The organism is Pseudomonas sp. MIACH (assembly GCF_001269925.1).
GTDB lineage: Bacteria > Pseudomonadota > Gammaproteobacteria > Pseudomonadales > Pseudomonadaceae > Aquipseudomonas.
This window is the reverse complement of record NZ_LHVO01000061.1, coordinates 115,814-135,508: the sequence shown is the minus strand read 5'-3', so window position 1 is coordinate 135,508 and position 19,695 is coordinate 115,814. Positions and strand designations below refer to the sequence as shown.

General features: G+C 61.6%; 17 protein-coding genes. 6 read left to right on the top strand and 11 right to left on the bottom strand.

Going from position 1 to position 19,695, the window contains the following annotated elements; translation table 11 throughout:
* Nucleotides 1-13: 13 nt before the first annotated feature.
* On the bottom strand, nucleotides 14-484 hold the full coding sequence (tsaE, locus tag AD670_RS26630; RefSeq protein WP_053139374.1) for a tRNA (adenosine(37)-N6)-threonylcarbamoyltransferase complex ATPase subunit type 1 TsaE: 471 nt from the start codon (nucleotides 482-484) through the stop codon (nucleotides 14-16).
* On the bottom strand, nucleotides 472-1,332 hold the full coding sequence (locus AD670_RS26625) for an NAD(P)H-hydrate dehydratase (protein ID WP_053139372.1): 861 nt from the start codon (nucleotides 1,330-1,332) through the stop codon (nucleotides 472-474). Before AD670_RS26625 ends, tsaE begins: the two co-directional genes overlap by 13 nt.
* 63 nt (nucleotides 1,333-1,395) lie before the next feature.
* Between AD670_RS26625 and queG the strand changes: the two genes are divergently transcribed.
* Nucleotides 1,396-2,460: a tRNA epoxyqueuosine(34) reductase QueG gene (gene queG, locus AD670_RS26620; RefSeq protein ID WP_053139370.1), complete on the top strand. Its 1,065-nt coding sequence runs from the start codon at nucleotides 1,396-1,398 to the stop codon at nucleotides 2,458-2,460.
* Here queG and AD670_RS26615 read toward each other — a convergent pair.
* Nucleotides 2,457-3,074 carry a trimeric intracellular cation channel family protein gene (locus AD670_RS26615; RefSeq protein ID WP_172681530.1) on the bottom strand — a complete coding sequence of 206 codons (618 nt, stop codon included), beginning with the start codon at nucleotides 3,072-3,074 and terminating at the stop codon, nucleotides 2,457-2,459. The two genes, queG and AD670_RS26615, sit on opposite strands and share 4 nt — an antisense overlap.
* A 182-nt stretch (nucleotides 3,075-3,256) precedes the next feature.
* Nucleotides 3,257-3,799: an oligoribonuclease gene (gene orn / locus AD670_RS26610; RefSeq protein ID WP_010213620.1), complete on the bottom strand. Its 543-nt coding sequence runs from the start codon at nucleotides 3,797-3,799 to the stop codon at nucleotides 3,257-3,259.
* Between the two features lie 108 nt (nucleotides 3,800-3,907).
* Between orn and rsgA the strand changes: the two genes are divergently transcribed.
* A complete protein-coding gene (gene rsgA / locus AD670_RS26605; RefSeq protein WP_053139368.1) occupies nucleotides 3,908-4,939 on the top strand; it encodes a small ribosomal subunit biogenesis GTPase RsgA in 1,032 nt (343 codons plus the stop codon).
* 44 nt (nucleotides 4,940-4,983) lie between these two features.
* Here the strand turns inward: rsgA and motB are convergent, their stop codons facing one another.
* The gene (gene motB, locus AD670_RS26600; protein WP_053139366.1) at nucleotides 4,984-6,000 is read right to left on the bottom strand and encodes a flagellar motor protein MotB; all 1,017 of its coding nucleotides are present in this window, start codon (nucleotides 5,998-6,000) and stop codon (nucleotides 4,984-4,986) included.
* A 3-nt stretch (nucleotides 6,001-6,003) separates the two neighbouring features.
* The gene (gene motA, locus AD670_RS26595; protein WP_053139364.1) at nucleotides 6,004-6,855 is read right to left on the bottom strand and encodes a flagellar motor stator protein MotA; all 852 of its coding nucleotides are present in this window, start codon (nucleotides 6,853-6,855) and stop codon (nucleotides 6,004-6,006) included.
* Nucleotides 6,856-7,022: 167 nt separating this feature from the next.
* Between motA and AD670_RS26590 the strand changes: the two genes are divergently transcribed.
* From AD670_RS26590 to asd, 3 genes are read left to right on the top strand one after another with little or no spacing between them, the layout of a single operon-like run.
* Nucleotides 7,023-8,558, top strand: coding sequence for an HDOD domain-containing protein (locus AD670_RS26590; RefSeq protein WP_053139362.1), 1,536 nt, complete (start codon nucleotides 7,023-7,025; stop codon nucleotides 8,556-8,558).
* A 58-nt stretch (nucleotides 8,559-8,616) separates the two neighbouring features.
* The gene (locus AD670_RS26585; protein ID WP_053139360.1) at nucleotides 8,617-9,432 is read left to right on the top strand and encodes a rhodanese-like domain-containing protein; all 816 of its coding nucleotides are present in this window, start codon (nucleotides 8,617-8,619) and stop codon (nucleotides 9,430-9,432) included.
* Nucleotides 9,433-9,448: 16 nt separating this feature from the next.
* Nucleotides 9,449-10,309 carry an archaetidylserine decarboxylase gene (gene asd / locus AD670_RS26580; RefSeq protein ID WP_053139358.1) on the top strand — a complete coding sequence of 287 codons (861 nt, stop codon included), beginning with the start codon at nucleotides 9,449-9,451 and terminating at the stop codon, nucleotides 10,307-10,309.
* Between the two features lie 113 nt (nucleotides 10,310-10,422).
* On the opposite strand, the gene serB is transcribed toward asd, so the two are convergent.
* Nucleotides 10,423-11,637 (bottom strand): phosphoserine phosphatase SerB, encoded by a 1,215-nt coding sequence (serB, locus tag AD670_RS26575; protein WP_053139356.1) that lies wholly within the window; start codon nucleotides 11,635-11,637, stop codon nucleotides 10,423-10,425.
* A 133-nt stretch (nucleotides 11,638-11,770) separates the two neighbouring features.
* On the opposite strand from serB, the gene AD670_RS26570 reads away from it, so the two are divergent.
* Nucleotides 11,771-13,303, top strand: a complete 1,533-nt coding sequence (locus tag AD670_RS26570; protein WP_053139354.1) for an AhpA/YtjB family protein — start codon at nucleotides 11,771-11,773, stop codon at nucleotides 13,301-13,303.
* Nucleotides 13,304-13,544: 241 nt separating this feature from the next.
* Here AD670_RS26570 and AD670_RS26565 read toward each other — a convergent pair whose 3' ends face one another.
* The 4 genes from AD670_RS26565 to parE all read right to left on the bottom strand — a co-directional run bounded on the left by AD670_RS26565 (nucleotide 13,545) and on the right by parE (nucleotide 19,666).
* Nucleotides 13,545-14,255: a membrane integrity-associated transporter subunit PqiC gene (locus tag AD670_RS26565; RefSeq protein ID WP_053139352.1), complete on the bottom strand. Its 711-nt coding sequence runs from the start codon at nucleotides 14,253-14,255 to the stop codon at nucleotides 13,545-13,547.
* Between the two features lie 173 nt (nucleotides 14,256-14,428).
* The gene (gene parC / locus AD670_RS26560; protein ID WP_053139350.1) at nucleotides 14,429-16,693 is read right to left on the bottom strand and encodes a DNA topoisomerase IV subunit A; all 2,265 of its coding nucleotides are present in this window, start codon (nucleotides 16,691-16,693) and stop codon (nucleotides 14,429-14,431) included.
* Nucleotides 16,694-16,766: 73 nt separating this feature from the next.
* Nucleotides 16,767-17,762, bottom strand: coding sequence for an esterase-like activity of phytase family protein (locus tag AD670_RS26555; protein ID WP_053139348.1), 996 nt, complete (start codon nucleotides 17,760-17,762; stop codon nucleotides 16,767-16,769).
* Complete coding sequence (gene parE / locus AD670_RS26550) at nucleotides 17,762-19,666, bottom strand: DNA topoisomerase IV subunit B (RefSeq protein ID WP_053139346.1); 1,905 nt, start codon at nucleotides 19,664-19,666, stop codon at nucleotides 17,762-17,764. The genes AD670_RS26555 and parE overlap by 1 nt, the downstream gene beginning before the upstream one ends.
* Between the last annotated feature and the right edge of the window lie 29 nt (nucleotides 19,667-19,695).

Below are 19,695 nucleotides of genomic sequence, written 5' to 3'. Positions count from 1 at the left end.
CTAACCCCACCAATTATTTGAATTCCAAAGCCAGAGCGGCACACCACGACTCACCGCGCGCGCCCTGGGGCAACAACTTCAGCTGACGTCCGTGATCATGCGGCGTAATGGTAATGGTCAGGTCCGGCTTTGGCAAAAAGCCTGTGCCTTTATCTGGCCACTCAATCAGACACAACGCCTCTTCATCGAAGTAATCCCGGATACCCATGAACTCGAGTTCTTCGGGGTCCACCAGGCGGTAGAGGTCGAAGTGGAAAGCCCGCACTGCGCCGATCTCGTAGGGCTCAACCAGGGTGAACGTGGGACTCTTTACCGCCCCCGTATGACCCAACCCACGAATGATGCCCCGGGACAGCGTGGTCTTGCCCGCCCCCAGGTCGCCTTCAAGAAAGATCAGGCCTGACCCGGTCGTGACCTGGGCAATACGCTGACCTAACGCGACCATGGCCTCTTCATCGGCCAGGAAAAGGATTACTTCAGACACGGCGACTGTTCCTCCAGCAATTGACGAATGGCGGGTATCAGGTCGCTGGCGGCCAGCCCGCGACCAAAGCTGCCCTGGCGATCCCCGGCGGTGGCGTGCAGCCAGACGGCCAGGCAGCTTGCTTCATAAGCCGGCATGCCCTGGGCCAGCAGCGCGCCCACCAGGCCGGCCAAAACGTCACCGAGGCCTGCCGTCGCCATCGCCGGATGGCCTTGATCGCAGCGCGAAACACGCCCGTCCGGACTGGCAATCAAACTGCCAGCCCCCTTGAGGATAGCCACTGCATTGAATTTCTGGCTCAGCGCGCGCGCCACCTTAAGACGGTCGGCCTGAACCTCGGCTGTCGAAATCCCCAGCAAGCGCGCGGCCTCCCCCGGATGCGGGGTGATCACGCAATGGGCCGGCAGGCTCACGCTGCCAACTGCCAGCTGATTGAGAGCATCGGCGTCCCAGACTTGCGGCAGCCGGGCATTGGCCGCGACAGACAATAGGCTTTTACCCCAGGCGGCTTCGCCCAGGCCGGGACCAATCACGATCACCGAGATTTTTTCCAGCAAGCCCATCAACTGGTTGGCCGAACTCACGCCGACAGTCATGACTTCCGGCAAACGTGCCAACGCGGCCGGCACGTGCTCAAGGCGAGTGGCCAGGGACACCATGCCCGCACCACTGCGCAAGGCGCTTTCGGCGCCGAGCAGCGCGGCGCCGCCAAAGCCCCGGTCGCCGCCAATCATCAGCAGATGACCGAACTGGCCTTTATGGGCGTCCGGGGAACGCGCAGCCAGTTGCGGCAAATGGCCGTGCAACAAAGGCTGAACGTCGGTTATTTCGTGTTTTGTCTGCGGCATGCGTCTTCAAGCTCCGATGTCTGGCAGAATTATACGCATCTAACCTGTGGTTTCCCGTGTCTCATGCCCGCTATTACTTCCGATCTGCCTGCCCTCGCCCAATCGATCAAAGACTGGGGCCGCGAGCTGGGCTTTCAACAAGTCGGCATCAGCGGCCTGGACCTGGCTGAGCATGAACAGCACCTGCAACGCTGGCTCGACGCGGGCTACCACGGCGAGATGGAATACATGGGCGCCCATGGCAGCAAACGCTCGCACCCGGACGAACTGGTACCGGGCACCCTGCGCGTGGTATCGCTGCGCATGGATTACCTGCCCGGCGACACGCAGATGGCGCAACTGCTGGCAAAACCGGAAAAAGCCTACATCTCCCGTTATGCCCTGGGCCGCGACTACCACAAGCTGATCCGCAAGCGCGTGCAGCAGTTGGCCGACCGTATCCAGGCGCAGATCGGCCCTTTCGGCTTTCGCGCCTTTGTCGACAGCGCGCCCGTGCTGGAAAAAGCCATTGCCGAACAAGCCGGACTGGGCTGGATCGGTAAAAACACCCTGGTGCTCAATCGCAAGGCCGGCAGTTATTTCTTCCTGAGCGAGCTATTTGTGGATTTGCCGCTGCCGGTCGATCCGCCGCACAGTACCGAACACTGCGGCCGCTGCACCGCCTGCCTGGATATCTGCCCGACCAATGCGTTTGTCGGCCCTTATGTACTGGACGCCCGGCGCTGTATTTCCTACCTGACCATCGAACTCAAGAGCGCGATCCCTGAAGACCTGCGCCCGCTGATCGGCAACCGGGTATTCGGCTGCGATGACTGTCAGATCGTTTGTCCCTGGAATCGTTTCGCGCGACCCACTGCCGAAAGCGATTTCAAGCCGCGGCACAACCTGGACAACGCAGAGCTTGCGGAACTGTTTATGTGGGATGAGGATAAATTCCTCAGCAGTACCGAAGGTTCACCGTTGCGCCGCGCCGGTTACGAGCGCTGGTTGCGCAACCTGGCGGTGGGCCTGGGCAACGCGCCGTCGAGCATTCCGGTGCTGGAAGCCTTGAAGGCGCGTCGGGATTACCCATCGGAGTTGGTGCGCGAACATGTGGAATGGGCGCTGAACCAACACGCAGCACGCTAGTGCACGTCGTCGTTATAGACGAACTTGGGCATTTCCCAGTGAAATCGAATCGCCAGCAGGCGCAATAGAAAGCCGCTGAACAGGGTCAGCAGAATCGCCTGCTCGCTGGGCAGTTCCAGGTAGAGGCACAGCAGGTAGAACCAGGCGGCGAGGAATGACACGCTGGCGTACAGCTCACGGCGGAAGATCAACGGAATGTCGTTGCAGAAAATATCCCGCAGAATGCCGCCGAAGACGCCGGTGATCACCCCGCTGACCGACGCCACCAGCATGCCGTGGCCCATTTCCAGGGCGGTCATGCAACCGATCAGCGTGAACGCGACCAGGCCCACGGCATCCAGCGCGAGGAACAGCGAGCGCAGATGGCGCATCAACGGCGCGATAAAGATCGTCACAAGCGCCGCGACGGAGGTCAGCACCAGGTATTCCGGATGTTTGACCCACGTCAGCGGGTAATGGCCGAGCAATACATCACGTACCGAGCCGCCGCCCAACGCCGTCACGCAGGCGATCAACACCACGCCAAACCAGTCCATGCCGCGCCGACCGGCGGACAAGGCGCCGGTCATGGCTTCGGCGGTGATGGCGATGAGGTAGAGCATCAGCAGCATGATGGCGATCCTTGCAAAGAGGCCGGCAGTCTAATCATTTGCTGATGGCACCAAAAGGGGGCGTTTGGTGATAAACCGAGTTGCCTGCCATCGGGAGCAAGCCCCCTCCCACACTTGGACCTGGGAATACATTCAAGTGTGGGAGCTGGCTTGCCTGCGAAGGCGCCCGGTCAGCCGCCTCCGTTTCAAGCCTTGATGAAATGCTTGCGGTAATGCTGCAGCTCGGCGATCGACTCGCGAATATCATCCAGCGCCAGATGGGTACTGCCTTTATGGAAGCTGTCCTTGACCTCCGGCGCCCAGCGCGCGGCCAGTTCCTTGAGCGTGGACACGTCCAGGTTGCGGTAGTGGAAGTAGCTTTCCAGCGCCTTCATGTGGGTATAAAGGAAGCGGCGGTCCTGGCAGATGCTGTTGCCGCAGATCGGCGACTTGCCCTTGGGCACCCACTTTTCCAGAAAGGCAATGGTTTCGGCTTCGGCTTCGGCCATGCTGATGCGGCTGTCGCGCACACGCTGGGTCAGGCCGGAGTTGCCGTGGGTGCGGGTGTTCCACTCGTCCATGGTGGCGAGCACGGCGTCGCTGTGGTGGATCGCGATCACCGGACCTTCGGCCAAGGTATTGAGGTTGCTGTCGGTGACAATGGTCGCCATCTCGATGATGACGTCGGTGTCAGGGTTCAGACCGGTCATTTCCAGATCGATCCAAATCAGGTTCTGTGGGTTTTGCATGGCTTGATTCTCTTGGCACCTTGGCGTAGCTGCGCAGTTTAGCAGGCGGGGCCGTGCTAGACTCGCGACCGTTTTACCTAACCTTTGCATTATCGACACGGAACACCAATGGCCAAACGCCAGCTCAATCGTCGCCAAAACTGGCGCATCGAAAAGATTCAAGGTGAGCGCGCCGCACGCGCCGCCAAACGCGAATCCTCCGCCGTGGACGCGCTCGAGGGCGGCGACCTGGGGCCCGAACAAACGGGCCTGGTGATCGCGCACTTTGGTGTGCAGGTCGAAGTCGAGGCGCTGGAAGGCGAGCTCGCGGGCCAGGTGTTCCGCTGCCACTTGCGTGCCAACCTGCCTGCGCTGGTAACCGGCGACAAGGTGGTCTGGCGTGCCGGCAACCAGGGCATCGGCGTGATCGTCGCCCAGCTGCCGCGTACTACCGAACTGCGCCGCCCCGACAGCCGCGGCCAGCTCAAGCCGGTAGCGGCCAACGTCGACATGATCGTCATCGTCTTTGCACCGTTGCCCGAGCCCCATGCCAACCTGATCGACCGCTACCTGGTGGCGGCCGAGCATGCCGGCATTCGCCCGCTGTTGCTGCTGAACAAATTCGACCTGATCGACGAGCAGAATGCCCCGGCGCTCAACGCGCTGCTGGCGGTCTACCGCACCCTGGGCTACCCAGTGCTGGAAGTCTCGGCGCATCACGGCAACGGCATGGAACAGCTGCAACAGCAGTTGGACGGACGCATCAGCGTATTTGTCGGCCAGTCGGGCGTGGGCAAATCCTCGCTGGTCAACAGCCTGCTGCCGGAAGTCGACACCCGCGTGGGCCCGCTGTCGGAGCTGTCCGGCCAGGGCACCCACACCACTACCACGGCGCGGCTGTTCCACTTCCCGGGCGGCGGTGAGTTGATCGACTCCCCAGGTATCCGTGAATTCGGCCTCGGCCACGTCAGCCGCAGCGATGTGGAAGCGGGCTTTATCGAATTCAACGACCTGATCGGCACCTGCCGCTTCCGTGACTGCAAGCACGATCGCGAGCCAGGCTGTGCACTGCTCAAGGCGCTGGAAGATGGCCGCGTGCAGCAGCAGCGGATGAACAGCTATCGGTCGATTATTGCGAGCTTGCCGGAAAGCAGTTACTAAACAAACAACAAGGCCGCGATGATCGCGGCCTTGTTGTTTATGGCTTATGAACCCGTCGCAGGTACCGTCGGGTCTTTCACGCCGCCGTCATCAAACAGATTCAGCTTCTGCCGCAGCTCATGGGCCGGCAATGGCTCCTGCCCTGGCGGGATGGCATGTGGATCGGCCGGTACTTCACCCGGCGCACCTGCTCCCGGGGTCGGTTGTGGTGGCGGCTGATCACCTTCAATCGCACGCTGGGCCTTTTTGGTCAGCACGACGATGTCGATGCGACGGTTGATCGGGTTGAACGGATCCTTCGCATCAAACAGTTGCGAAGACGCAAAACCCACCACGCGTGCCACTTGCGGATCCGGATAGCTGCCAGCCACCAGCGCTCGACGCGCCGCGTTGGCGCGGTTGGCGGAAAGCTCCCAGTTGCCAAAGTCACCCTGGCCCGCATACGGCTTGGCGTCGGTGTGGCCGCTGATGCTGATCTTGTTCGGCACCGCCTTGATGGTGTCGGCCATGGCCAGCAGGATGTCTTCAAAGTACGGCTTCAAGCGCGCGCTGCCAGAGTCGAACATCGGCCGGTTGGCGGCATCGGTGATCTGGATGCGCAAGCCATCGGGAGTGATCTCGAACGAAATCTGATCCTTGAACTTCAGCAGTTGCGGGTTTTCCTCGACCTTGGTCTGCAATTCCTGCAGCAACAGCTCAAGACGCTCCTGCTCGACCTGCTCGGCCATGGCCTCGACAGTATCGCGCTCGATCGGGATTTTCTCCTGCGGCGCCTCGGTTTTGACTTCCGGGTTGATGGTGCGCTCAGGCGCCAGCTGCGGCGAGCCGCCGAGGTCGATCACGAAGGGCGTGCCGCTTTCCGAAAAACCAATCGGGTCCTTGAAATAGCCGGCGATGGCGATCTTCTGTTCAGGTGTGGCCGTGGACATCAGCCACAACACCAGGAAGAACGCCATCATCGCCGTCGCAAAGTCGGCGAAGGCGATTTTCCAGGCGCCGCCATGGTGCCCCGCAGCGAAGCGCTTGACGCGCTTGATGATTATCGGCTGGTTGTTTTCCATGGCTTAGCGACCGCGAACCGCTTGTTCCAGCTCGGCGAAGCTTGGGCGATGCTTCGGGTACAGCACCTTGCGACCGAACTCCACCGCCAACGAAGGCGGCATGCCGGAAGCAGAGGCTACCAGGCTGGCCTTGATCGACTCGTACAGGTTGATCTCTTCCTTGGCGTCGTGGGCCAGGGAGGTCGCCAGCGGGCCGAAGAAGCCGTAAGCCGCGAGAATACCGAAGAAGGTACCTACCAACGCCGCACCTACGTGCATACCGATAGCCGCCTGGTCACCTTCGCCCAGGGAGGCCATGGTCACCACGATACCGAGTACCGCCGCGACGATACCGAAGCCGGGCATGCCGTCGGCCACACCGGTTACGGCATGGGAAGGATGCTCCAATTCTTCCTTGAGGCTGAACAACTCCATGTCGAACAGGCCTTCCAGCTCATGGGGAGCCATGTTGCCGGAGGACATGATGCGCAGGTAATCGCAGATGTACGCGGTCATGCGCTCATCTTTGAGCACCGCCGGGTACTTGGCGAAAATCGGGCTGGCCGCAGCGTCTTCGATGTCGGCCTCGATGGCCATCATGCCTTCGCGGCGGCTTTTGTTGAGGATCTCGTAAACCAGGCCCAACACTTCCAGGTAGAAGGTGTGGGTGAAACGCGAACCGAACATGCCAAGCGACTTCTTGATCACGTGCATGGTCATGTAGCCGGGGTTCGCCTGCAAAAAGGCGCCCAGTGCCGCACCACCAATAATCATCACCTCGAAAGGCTGGATCAGTGCCGCAATTTTACCGTGGGACAGGACGTACCCGCCGAGCACGCTCGCGAAGACGACGATAATGCCGATAATTTTAGCCATAGGAGATGAGTACTTGCGCCGTCGGGTTCATGGACATATTTGGGGGAACTGGAAAACTCTTGTTCTACTTATCGGCAAAACTGCGCCAGACTATAGCCCGTTAAGGCGAAAAGCCAGTTCGGCCCGCTCCGGGCGTGTTGACCGCAAGTGATGATCGCGCCCCAATCATGGCTAATGAAACGACAGTCCCAACTGCAAAACCTACTTCTCTCGCCGCTTGGATCAAGCGCCTGGACGACGTGCTGCTGCCCGTCCCCCAGGCCAGCCACGACCGCGTGTGCAAAGCCATCCGCGATAGCCGCAGTTCGTTGCGAGATATTGCCGAACTGATGCAAAACAGCCCGGCGCTCGTACTGAGCGTCATGCGCGAGGCCAACAGCCACACCCATGGCAGCCTGGCGGCGCCGGCGGAAAACCTCGAAGTGGCGCTTAACCGCCTGGGCCTCAAACGCGCCGAGGAACTGCTGGCACGCCTGCCGTCTGTGCCGGCGCATGAAATTCCCGTAGCGCTGCGCCAGCTGTTGCTGGTCAGCCAGCACGCCTCGCAACAAGCCAACGGATTGTTCGGCAGCCGCCTGGCGCGGCTGTGGCAGGACATTCATTGGGGCAGCCTGCTGTTTCTTTCACCGCTGTGGCCGATGGCCGTTGCCTACCCCAAGCTCCTGGAAGAATGGGAACTGCGGGTCATCCACAAAGGCGAGTCGGCACGCAAGGTCGAGCAGGCATTGTTCGGCGTACGCCTGCTGGACCTGTGCCTCGGCCTGACAGAGACCTGGCACCTGCCGATCTGGGTATCCCAGGGGTATACCCTGCTGCGGAACGAGCAGCGCTTGCTGGTCAAGGCACTGCATATCGCCCGCGAAGACGACCCACTGCGTCACCAGCAATTACTCGACGCCGAACCCAACCTGCGCCGCTGGCTGAACCAGCCGGCCAACACGGTGCTGCTGGCCAACGGCTTGGCGATGTCGGCCCAGGAGTCCTGGACCTGCCCGCACACCCAGCGCTGGCAATACCTCACCGCGCTGTACCTGCAACAGCCCCTGAGCGAAGTGCAGCAACAGGCCCACCAGCAAGCCGTCACCAGTGCCCGCGACACCTTGATGCCCGATCTCTGGCACCCGGCGCTGTCGCTGATCTGGCCGTGGCATGTGCAAAAAATTCATCGCGGCCTGCTGCCGGCGCCGCCACCCACTGCCGAATCACTGGCCGTCTGGCGCAAGCGCTGCACCGAACTGCTGCTGGAGCCAAGCCGCTTTGCCAATGCCATGCATTTGACCACGTGCGCCAAGGAGGCCTTGGTGGCCAGCGGTATGCAGCGCGTGCTGCTGTTTATGGCCGATCGCGCCCTGAGCACCTTGCGTGTACATCAGGCCGACGGCCTGCCGAAGGACGCCGCCAACCTGAGCCTGGATGTGGTCAACAGCACGCTGCTGCAGCGCCTGCTGGAGAAGTCCGCCCAGGTGCGCTTAACGCCGGAAAACCACGCGCAGTTTTCGGCACTGCTGCCGCCGATCCTGCGCCGCCTGTTCACTGGCGAGCACCTGTTGTTGCGCTCGATGAGCTGCAATGGTCGCGTGGTGATGGTGATGGTCGCCGACCAGGGCGGCGGGCCATTCTCGGAAACCACCGTGCAGGCCTTCGGTAAAACCGCCCAATGCATCGAGAAAGCCCTGCACAGCTTTACCAACCGCAGCGCTTGATGCTTGCGCTACAATCGCCGTCCTTTAATCGCCGACATTTGTGCCCAGGAGACCTCACATGCCTGACTTCTCTGGCTTGCCGCTGGTGATCGAATCCAGTGACCTGCTCGGTCAACTGGATGCCGAACACCTGATTCTGGTGGACCTCACCAGCGCCGCCCGCTACGCCGAAGGGCACATCCCCGGCGCGCATTTCGTTGACCCCAAGCGCACCCAACTGGGCCAGGCGCCGGCACCCGGCCTGCTGCCCGGCAAGGCCGATCTTGAGAAACTGTTCGGCGAACTGGGCCACACGCCCGACGCTACCTACGTGGTCTATGACGACGAAGGCGGTGGCTGGGCCGGGCGCTTCATCTGGCTACTCGACGTGATCGACCACCAGAAATACCACTACCTGGATGGCGGCCTGCTGGCGTGGCTGGAGGGCAAACATCCGCTCGCCACCGACGTGCCCGCCCCGGCCGGCGGCCCGGTCAGTCTCACGCTGCACGATGGCCCCACCGCTACCCGCGAATACCTGCAAAGCCGTCTCGGCGCCGCCGACCTGGGTATCTGGGATGCGCGCGGGCCGCTGGAATATTCCGGCGAGAAAGTGCTCGCGGCCAAAGGCGGTCATATACCCGGCGCGGTGAACTTCGAATGGACTGCGGGCATGGACAAGGCGCGCAACCTGCGCATCCGCCGCGACATGCCACAGATCCTGGAAGACCTCGGGCTGACCAAAGACAAAGAAATCATCACCCACTGCCAGACTCATCACCGCTCTGGCTTCACCTACCTGGTGGCCAAGGCGCTCGGTTATCCGCGAGTCAAAGGTTATGCCGGTTCCTGGGGCGAATGGGGCAACCACCCCGACACCCCCGTCGAGATTTAAGGTTTAAGGACAGTAAATGAAAAAGCAGTTGTTTATCCTCAGCCAGTACCTGCTGCCGCACCACCTGCTGTCGCGGTTGGCCGGTTGCGTCGCCGAGTGCCGCGTGCGCTGGTTCAAGAATGCCTTCACCACGTGGTTCGCCAAGCGCTATCAAGTGGACATGTCCCAAGCCCTGGTAGAAGACGTGACCGCTTACGAGCACTTCAACGCCTTCTTCACCCGCGCCCTGAAAGACGGCGCCCGCCCACTGGACCAGACCCCTGGCGCTGTATTGAGCCCAGCCGATGGCGCGGTCAGCCAGTTGGGTCCTATCGAACATGGCCGTGTGTTCCAGGCCAAAGGCCACAGCTTCAGCGTGCTGGAACTGTTGGGCGGTGATGCAGCGGTCGCTGCGCCGTTTATGGGCGGCGACTTCGCCACCATCTACCTGTCGCCGAAGGACTACCACCGGGTGCATATGCCTCTGGCCGGTACCCTGCGCGAAATGGTCTACGTACCTGGGCGGATTTTCTCGGTGAACCAGACCACCGCCGAAAACGTGCCAGAGTTGTTTGCGCGTAACGAGCGTGTTGTCTGCCTGTTCGACACCGAACGCGGCCCGATGGCCGTGGTATTGGTGGGCGCAATGATTGTGGCGTCGATTGAAACGGTATGGGCCGGACTGGTCACCCCGCCGAAACGCGAGCTGAAAACCTTCCGCTATGACGAAGCCGCACGCGCGCCGATCCATCTGGAAAAGGGTGCGGAGTTGGGTCGTTTCAAGCTGGGCTCGACTGCGATCGTGCTGTTCGGGCCGGATCAGGTGAAGTGGGCAGAAGAATTGGTGGCGGGTTCGCCGGTGCAGATGGGCCAAGGTATCGCTTTACCTAAAGCCTGACACCGAACCCCATGTGAGAGGGGGCTTGCTCCCGATAGCGGGGTATCAGTCAACACATCAGTGACTGAACCACAGCCATCGGGGGCAAGCCCCCTCCCACATTTGTTAGTCAGTTACAGCTGACCGTCGCGGTCGCGAAAGCCCAGCAGATACAGCACGCCATCCAACCCCAAGGTCGAAATCGCCTGCTTGGCCGATTGCTTGACCAATGGCTTGGCGCGGAACGCCACGCCCAAACCAGCAATTGCCAGCATCGGCAAGTCGTTGGCGCCGTCACCGACCGCAATGGTCTGCTCCAGACGCAAACCTTCCTTGTGGGCCAATTCCTTCAGCAGATCCGCCTTGCGCTGTGCATCGACAATCGGCTCAACCGCCACACCGGTCACCTTGCCATCCACCACTTCCAGCTCGTTGGCGAACACATAGTCGATGCCCAGCTTGGCCTGCAATTGCTTGGCGAAGTAGGTAAAGCCGCCCGACAGGATCGCAGTCTTGTAGCCCAGGCGCTTGAGTTCGGCGAACAAGGTTTCGGCGCCTTCGGTCAGGCGCAGCGACGCGCCGATGGAGTCCAGCACGCTCACGTCCAGCCCCTTGAGCAAGGCCAGGCGCTCCTTGAAGCTGGCGCGAAAATCCAATTCGCCGGCCATGGCGCGCTCGGTGATCGCGGACACCTGCTCACCCACGCCGGCCGCCTTGGCCAATTCGTCGATAACTTCGGCTTCGATCAGCGTGGAGTCCATATCGAACACCGCCAGGCGGCGATTGCGGCGGAACAGCGAATCTTCCTGGAAGGCGATATCGACATTCAGCTCCTGGGCCACGCTGAGGAATTCGGCGCGCAGGGCCTGCGGGTCGGCCGGTTCGCCGCGCACGGAGAACTCGATGCAGCCCTTGCCCTTGTCGGCGGGGGTGTCCAATGGCATGCGGCCCGACAGACGGTCGATATGGTCGATGTTCAAACCATACTGCGCGGTGATGGAGCTGACGCGCTGCAGCTGTTCGGCGGTGACCTTACGGGTCAGCAGCGTCACGATATGGCGCTTCTTGCCCTGGCCGGCCACCCACTGCTGGTAATCCTCTTCGGATACCGGGGTGAAACGCACCTGCTGATCCAGCTTATACGCCGTAAACAGGATGTCCTTGAGCACCGACGAGGCCTGCTCGGTGCTGGGGATTTCCACCAGGATGCCGAACGACAGCGTGTCGTGGATCACTGCCTGGCCGATGTCGAGAATGTTCACACCACCCTGGGCCAGAACGCCGGTAATGGCTGCGGTAAGACCTGGGCGGTCTTCACCAGTGATGTTAATCAGGACAATTTCGCGCAAGGCGCACCCCCAGGCTGGAAAAAAACCGCATTCTACCCACTTTCAGTGACCATCGGGCACAGCCAGCGCTTTGCCGGTCTTGGGCCTGTCGCTATACTGCGCGTCAACTTCACGGACCAAGAGCCGAGCTCAAGTGAACCGGCCCACGCCAGTAAAAACCGACAACTTCTTCCTGCTGATCTTCCGGGCACTGCGCCACCGCCGTGTACCGATCGCATTACGCATCGCCAGCCATAACGTGATCCTGGTCGCCCTGGCCCTGGTGATCTACGCCTGCGTGATGGGTTTGCAATTCAAGCAGGCCATGCACGAGCAAGCCGACGCCCTGGGCGAGAGCCTGACCACTCAGACCGCCACTTCGGCGACTGAGCTGCTGGTGTCCAACGACATCCTCAGCCTCAACGTGCTGCTCAACAACCTGACCAAGAACCCGCTGGTGGCCCATGCGGCCATCTACAGCGTGGACAACCGCATCATGGCCGAAGCCGGGCAGCGCCCGAAAAACGGCCTGCTGGGCGAAGCCGAAGGCCTGTACCAGAGCAATATCACGTTTCAGGATGTGAAGGCCGGCCAACTGCGTATCAGCCTCGACATGCAACAGTTCCAGCAGCCGATGACCATCAGCCTGCAAAGCATGGGCATCCTCAGCGCCATCCTGCTGGCATTGGCCCTGGCCCTGAGCTTGCGCCTGGGGCGGCATATCTCCACGCCGCTCATGCAACTGCGCATCTGGCTGCGGGATATCGACGAGCACACCCCGGCTACCGACCGCCAGGATGAAATCGGCGACCTTGCCCGTCAGTTGCACGCCAGCTTCGCCCCGGAACCGGTGGTGCCCGAAGTCGAGCCAGAGCCCGAATACGACGACACCGATTACGACGACGAACCAGAGTTCGAAGTGCGCAACCTGCGCGACCCGGGCTTCGACGAGCGCCCTCCGGTGGCGGGCCTCAAGCCGGCACCGCGCCATGCATTCAAGGCCGAGGAAGACGAGCTGGACGATGAAGACCCCTTCGCCGACCTGCGCGATACGTCAGCCGACAGCAGCGCAATCGCCCCCAAGGCAGCGCCGGTACGCAGCAGCGAGCCGCAGTACAGCGCTGTGCTCGCCGTGCAACTGGGTGCCCAGGACCAATTGCGTCGCCTGCCTCGCGCACGCTTGACCGAACTGCTGGAACGCTACCGCGACTGCCTCGACCAGGCCGCCTCGCTGTACCAGAGCGAACTGCACACCCTGAACGACGGCAGCACGCTGATGCTGTTCCACAGCGAAGACAGCGGCGAAGACTACCTGACCAATGCAATCTGCTGCGGCGAGCTGTTGCGCGCCCTGGGCCATGAATTGCAGATCGAAGTCGCCGACAGCGGCATCACCCTGCAACTGCAACTGGGCCTGACGGTGGGGGATGATCTGTTTGGCATGAGCCAGATCGACCTGCTGCTGACTGAAAACGCCCAGGATGCACTGGCCTTGTCCCAACACAGCCGCAACCTGCTGCTGGTGGAGCGCAAGATCAGTGAAGACACGCTGATCCGCCAACGCGCGCGCATTCGTCCGATTGCCAGCCCCGAAGGGGCAAGCTGTGTGGAGCGGTTGATGGAGCCGTATCCCTCGATGCTGGAGCGGCAGCTGGCGCGGATGCACGAGACCCGCGCAAAGCCCTGAAGAACACCGCCGGACTAATGTCTCCTGTAGGAGCGAGCTTGCTCGCGAAAAACGTCAACGATAACGCGTTGTTCCTGAATGAACGCGGCGCCTGTGAGTTTTTCGCGAGCAAGCTCGCTCCTACAAAAAGCATTAGGGCTTGCCCCCTCCTACATTTGGATCTCAACAAGCCTCGAGTAAATCGCACACAAGCAAAAGGCCCGCTGAATCAGCGGGCCTTTTTGCTTATCTGCGCTTCAGATCAGAACCTGAACACTTCCATATCCGTACGGATCGGCGTAGCCATCGGCATCTTCGGCTTTTGCGGTTCTGCCGGTTTGGCCTGGGCCGGAGCCTGCTTTCGCGGTGCCTCGGCAATCGGCGGCTGGTTGGCCAAAGGCTTGAGGGCCACCGACAATTGCTGCGCCAATTGCTGCAACAGCACGCCCTGGGCCTGAACCTGGGACGCGGTGGTGCCGGCGTGTTCTTCCTGCAGGTGCACGATGCGGTTATCACGCACCTGGCCACGACGGTCGATCAAGCGCCATTGCGCATCGAGGATCGCCGGTTGCGACTTACCGGAGTCGAGCCGGGTAATGGTCAGCAAGACCTGCACATCCGGGCTGAAGCCGGTGGGCGCAGGCGCCAGGACCACGCGTTGGCTGTCCAACTGGCCGGCCACCTGACGCAACATCAACTGGTTGATGTCAGACGATAAACTGCCCGCCCAACGACCATCGGTGGAACCTTGCAGGCTGCCATCGTTCTGACGTTGCAGCAGGGTTTCGCGTTGCAGGTAGTCAGCGACGACCACCGGGCCCAGCAAAACGGCCATGCCAGCGTTCTGGGCTGGCTGAGCTGGACTTCCGCTGTCCAGCTGGTACAGCGACACCGGCTGGTGTGTGCTGCAACCCGCCAACCCCAGAAGGCCAGCGAGCATCAAAAATAGAGGAAGGCGTGGAGCAGTCATCATCCCATCCAGGTGGCTGCCACAAGGCGAACCACAATGTAATACTAAAAATAACCTAAACACGCTCGGCCACGCCGGCGCTGGAAAGGCCATATCATCCGTGAATATGCGCCATGACTCCAGCGCCAAAGCGTCGATCTACGCTTTAAACCGTAGATCGAGGGCTCTAATACGCCTTAAACCGGCGTTTCCACCAGCAAAGCATCCACACGCTGGAAGCCGCGAGGCAGTTTATTACCGCGACGGCCACGCTCGCCCTTGTAATGTTCCAAGTCGTCAGGGCGCAGTGACAACGTGCGCTTGCCGGCCTGGAGCACCAGGGTGGCGCCTTCCGGGATCACGGCGATGTCGGTCACATACTCTTCGCGACTGGCCACCCGCTCGCCGGGAATCCCGATAATCTTGTTGCCCTTGCCTTTGCCCAACTGCGGCAAATCGCTGATCTTGAACACCAGCAAGCGCCCTTCGGTGGTCACCGACGCCAGCCAGTTGCTCTCGCGATCATCCACCGGACGCGGCAGGATCACCTTGGCGTTGTTCGGCAGGCTCAACAGCGCCTTACCGGCTTTGTTCTTGGCCTGCAGGTCTTCACCCTTGACCACAAACCCGTAACCCGCGTCGGAAGCGATCACATACAACGAGTCATCATCCGGCAGCAGCACACATTCAAAATTCGCCCCAGGTGGCGGCGTCAGACGACCGGTCAACGGCTCGCCCTGGCCACGCGCCGACGGCAAGGTGTGGGCCGGAACCGAGTAACTGCGCCCGGTGGAGTCGATAAACACCGCAAACTGATTGGAACGTCCGGCCGCAGCAGTCTTGAAGCCATCACCGGCTTTGTACGACAAGCCAGTGGCGTCAATATCATGCCCCTTGGCGGAGCGAACCCAACCCTTTTCCGACAGAACGACGGTAATTTTCTCGTTAGGCAGCAGCTCGGTTTCTGTCAGGGCCTTGGCTTCGGCACGCTGAACGATTGGCGAACGGCGGTCGTCGCCATAGGTTTCGGCGTCTTTGATCAACTCGGTGCGCACCAGCTTTTTCAGCTTGGCTTCGCTGCCCAGCAGCGCTTGCAGCTTGGCTTGCTCCTTGAGCAGCGCGTCTTGCTCATCGCGCAGCTTCATTTCTTCCAGGCGTGCCAACTGACGCAGACGGGTGTCGAGGATGTAGTCGGCCTGGATCTCGCTCAACTCGAAACGCGCGATCAACTCGGCTTTCGGGTGCTCAGCGGTGCGGATGATGTGGATCACTTCATCCAGGTTGAGGTAGGCAATCAGCAAGCCGTCCAACAGGTGCAGGCGGCGCTCGACCTTGTCGAGGCGGAACTGCAGGCGCCGACGTACGGTTTGTATCCGGAACTCCAGCCACTCGACCAGCAGATTGCGCAGGTTTTTCAGCTGCGGCTTGCCGTCCAGGCCAATGATATTGACGTTGACCCGGTAGCTGGACTCCAGCTCCGTGCTGGCAAATAGATGCTGCATCAGCACTTCGTGGTCGACCCGGCTGTTGGTCGGGATGATCACGATGCGGCATGGGTTTTCGTGGTCGGACTCGTCACGCAAGTCAGCGACCTGCGGCAATTTCGACGGCTTGGCCTGCATCAGCGCAGCAATCTGCTCCAGCACCTTGGCACCGGACACCTGGTGCGGCAGCGCGGTGACGATAATGTCGCCGTCTTCGATGTGATACACAGCGCGCATGCGCACCGAGCCCTTGCCGGTTTCGTACATCTTCAGCAAGTCGGCGCGCGGCGTGATGATTTCCGCTTCGGTCGGGTAATCCGGGCCCTGGATATGTTCGCAGAGCTGCTCGACCGTGGCTTTGGGCTCGTCCAGCAAGCGTACACAGGCGCTGGCGACTTCGCGCAGGTTGTGCGGCGGTACGTCGGTGGCCATGCCGACCGCGATACCGGTGGTGCCATTGAGGAGGATATTCGGCAAACGTGCGGGCAACACCAGCGGTTCGTCGAGAGTACCGTCAAAGTTCGGCCCCCAGTTGGCGGTGCCTTGGCCCAACTCGCTGAGCAGTACTTCCGAATACCGCGACAGGCGCGCTTCGGTGTAACGCATGGCGGCGAAGGACTTGGGATCATCCGGCGCACCCCAGTTGCCCTGGCCATCGACGAGGGTGTAGCGGTAGCTGAACGGCTGGGCCATCAGCACCATGGCTTCGTAGCACGCCGAATCGCCGTGGGGGTGGAATTTACCGAGCACGTCACCGACGGTTCGCGCCGACTTCTTGTGCTTGGAGTCGGCGTCCAGGCCCAACTCACTCATGGCGTAGATGATGCGCCGCTGTACGGGCTTCAGGCCGTCGCCGATATGCGGCAAGGCACGGTCCATGATCACGTACATGGAGTAGTTGAGGTAGGCATTTTCGGTGAAGTCAGCCAGCGACCGGCGTTCTACGCCGTCTAAGCTGTCTGCGAGGATGTCACTCATGCGGGCCTCATCATTGTTTGGTAAGGCGTAGCGGAAATGCCGCCGCGCCGGATCGATTCAAAAAAATAGCGGCTCATGGCTGGGCGCTCCAGCCACCGGCAGGGGCGGCGAAACGATAGACCACGGGGCGTTTTTCACCATCGGCGCGGGGGCCGAAATTGTTGTCGATGCCCAGCCAGGCACCCTCGGCGTCGATCACCAGGGCTTCGGCCAGACCGTAAGGTTGGGCATAACGGCGTTCGGGCGTCAGGGTTTCGTCGGCGAACGACCAGCACAACTCGACCTTGGCCGTGACCGCATCGCGCCGGCATATCTGAAACGCATTGCGCTCCAGGGTAAACAGTTTGCCGTTGAACAGCGCGAGGTCGGCGAAATCCTTGGACACCGCCTTGGCATTAGTGAACTTGGCCGGCTGCATTTCCTGGCCAGCCTCGCTCAGCAACACGCAGGGGCCGTCACAATCCCACACGCTTTGCGGGCGCTTGATGGAGATGAGGCCGCGCCGCTCACGCTCCGCAGCCAGCCAGATCTGATTACCTTCGGGGTTGATCGCCAAGCCCTCGAACAAGGCGTTGAAGTGCAGCAACATGCCACTGGCCCTGGCTTCGCGCACCATGCTCGGGGCGATCTTCAACCATTCCGGCGCACCGTTCACCGGCACTCTCAGCACCGCCGCATGGGCTTCACTGACAATGTAGCGATTACCCGCGGCATCGCAGCTGATGCCTTCAAAATCCAGGTCGCCACCACGAATGAACGAAGCGGCCTTGGTGCGCGAACGCAGCCCCCAGGGCAGCCCGGACTCCGGCACCGGCGGTACATCGATTTTTACCGTTTCGGCTTGCCAGGTCGGCGCACTGATATCAAGCCGATAGATCTGGTCGTCATCACGATCGGAAACCGTCCACAGCTCCTTGCCACACAGCGCCAGCCCCGAGAGGTTCCCGCCGCGCATGCCGTCCACCGGATGTTCGGACACCAGCGTGAGCTCAGCCACGGGCGCAGCGGCGACCTGAGTCGCTACCAGCCCGCTCAACATCAGGATCGCCAGGGCGAAACCTGTGCGCATCAGCCCAGAACCTCGGCGAGGTTGCCTTTGGATTCCAGCCAGGACTTGCGGTCCGGTGCGCGTTTCTTCGCCAGCAGCATGTCCATCATTTCCGAGGTGGCGGCGAAGTCTTCCAAGGTCAACTGCACCAGGCGCCGGGTGTTCGGGTCCATGGTGGTTTCGCGCAGTTGCGGCGGGTTCATTTCACCCAGGCCCTTGAATCGCGTGACCTGTGGCTTGCCGCGTTTCTTCTCGGCCACCAGGCGGTCGAGGATGCCATCGCGCTCGGCTTCGTCCAGGGCGTAGAAAATCTCCTTGCCCAGGTCGATCCGGTACAGCGGCGGCATGGCGACGTAGACGTGACCGGCATCCACCAACGGGCGGAAGTGCTGCACGAACAACGCGCACAGCAGGGTCGCGATGTGCAGGCCGTCGGAGTCGGCGTCGGCGAGGATGCAGATCTTGCCGTAGCGCAACTGGCTCATGTCCGCCGCGCCAGGGTCGACGCCGATGGCCACCGCGATGTTGTGCACTTCCTGACTGGCAAGGACTTCGCTGCCATCGACTTCCCAGGTATTGAGGATCTTGCCGCGCAACGGCAGGATCGCCTGGAATTCCTTGTCCCGCGCTTGCTTGGCGGAACCACCGGCGGAGTCACCTTCGACCAGGAACAGTTCGGAGCGCATCGGGTCCTGCCCGGCGCAATCGGCCAGCTTGCCGGGCAATGCCGGGCCCTGGGTGATGCGCTTGCGCTCGACTTTCTTGCTGGCCTTGAGGCGACGGCCGGCGTTGTTGATCGCCAGTTCCGCCAGGGCCAGGCCCAGTTCCGGGTGCTCGTTGAGCCACAGGCTGAAGGCATCCTTGACCACACCGGAGACAAACGCCGCCGCTTCGCGGGACGACAGGCGCTCTTTGGTCTGGCCGGAGAACTGCGGCTCCTGCATTTTCATCGACAGTACGAACGCAATGCGCTCCCACACGTCTTCCGGCGCCAGCTTGACGCCGCGCGGCAGCAGGCTGCGGTACTCGCAGAATTCGCGCATGGCATCCAGCAAGCCCTGGCGCAAACCATTGACGTGGGTGCCGCCCTGGGCGGTAGGGATCAGGTTGACGTAGCTTTCCTGCACGCTGTCGCCGCCTTCGGGCAACCACAGCAGCGCCCAATCGACGGCTTCCTTATTACCCGCCAGGCTGCCGCAGAACGGCTCGTTGGGCAGGCGTTCAAAATCGCTGACGGAATCTTCCAGGTAGGAGCGCAGGCCGTCTTCGTAGTGCCACTCGACCTTCTCATTGGTGCCTTTGTCTTCAAAGGTCACCAGCAGGCCCGGGCACAGTACGGCCTTGGCCTTGAGCACGTGCTTGAGACGGCTGATGGAGAATTTCGGCGAGTCGAAGTACTTAGGGTCAGGCGCAAAGTACACGCTGGTGCCGGTGTTGCGCTTGCCAACGGTGCCGATCACCTGCAGGTCGGTGGCTTTGTAGCCATCGGCGAAGGTCATCTCGTACTCGTTGCCGTCGCGCTTGACCTTGACCCGCACCAGGGTCGACAGGGCGTTGACCACGGAAATACCCACACCGTGCAAGCCACCGGAGAACTGGTAGTTCTTGTTGGAGAACTTGCCGCCGGCGTGCAGCTTGGTGAGGATCAGCTCGACGCCCGACACGCCCTCTTCCGGGTGAATATCCACGGGCATGCCACGACCATCGTCGGACACTTCCAGGGAGTGGTCAGCGTGAAGAATGACGTGCACCGACTTGGCGTGCCCGGCCAAGGCTTCGTCGACACTGTTGTCGATGACTTCCTGGGCAAGGTGGTTCGGCCGACTGGTGTCGGTGTACATGCCGGGGCGTTTGCGCACCGGGTCGAGGCCCGAGAGGACTTCGATGGCGTCGGCGTTATAAGAGCTAGCGCTGGGAGTGGCCATGGGGTCTCGTCGTGAGTCGTTCGATTAAA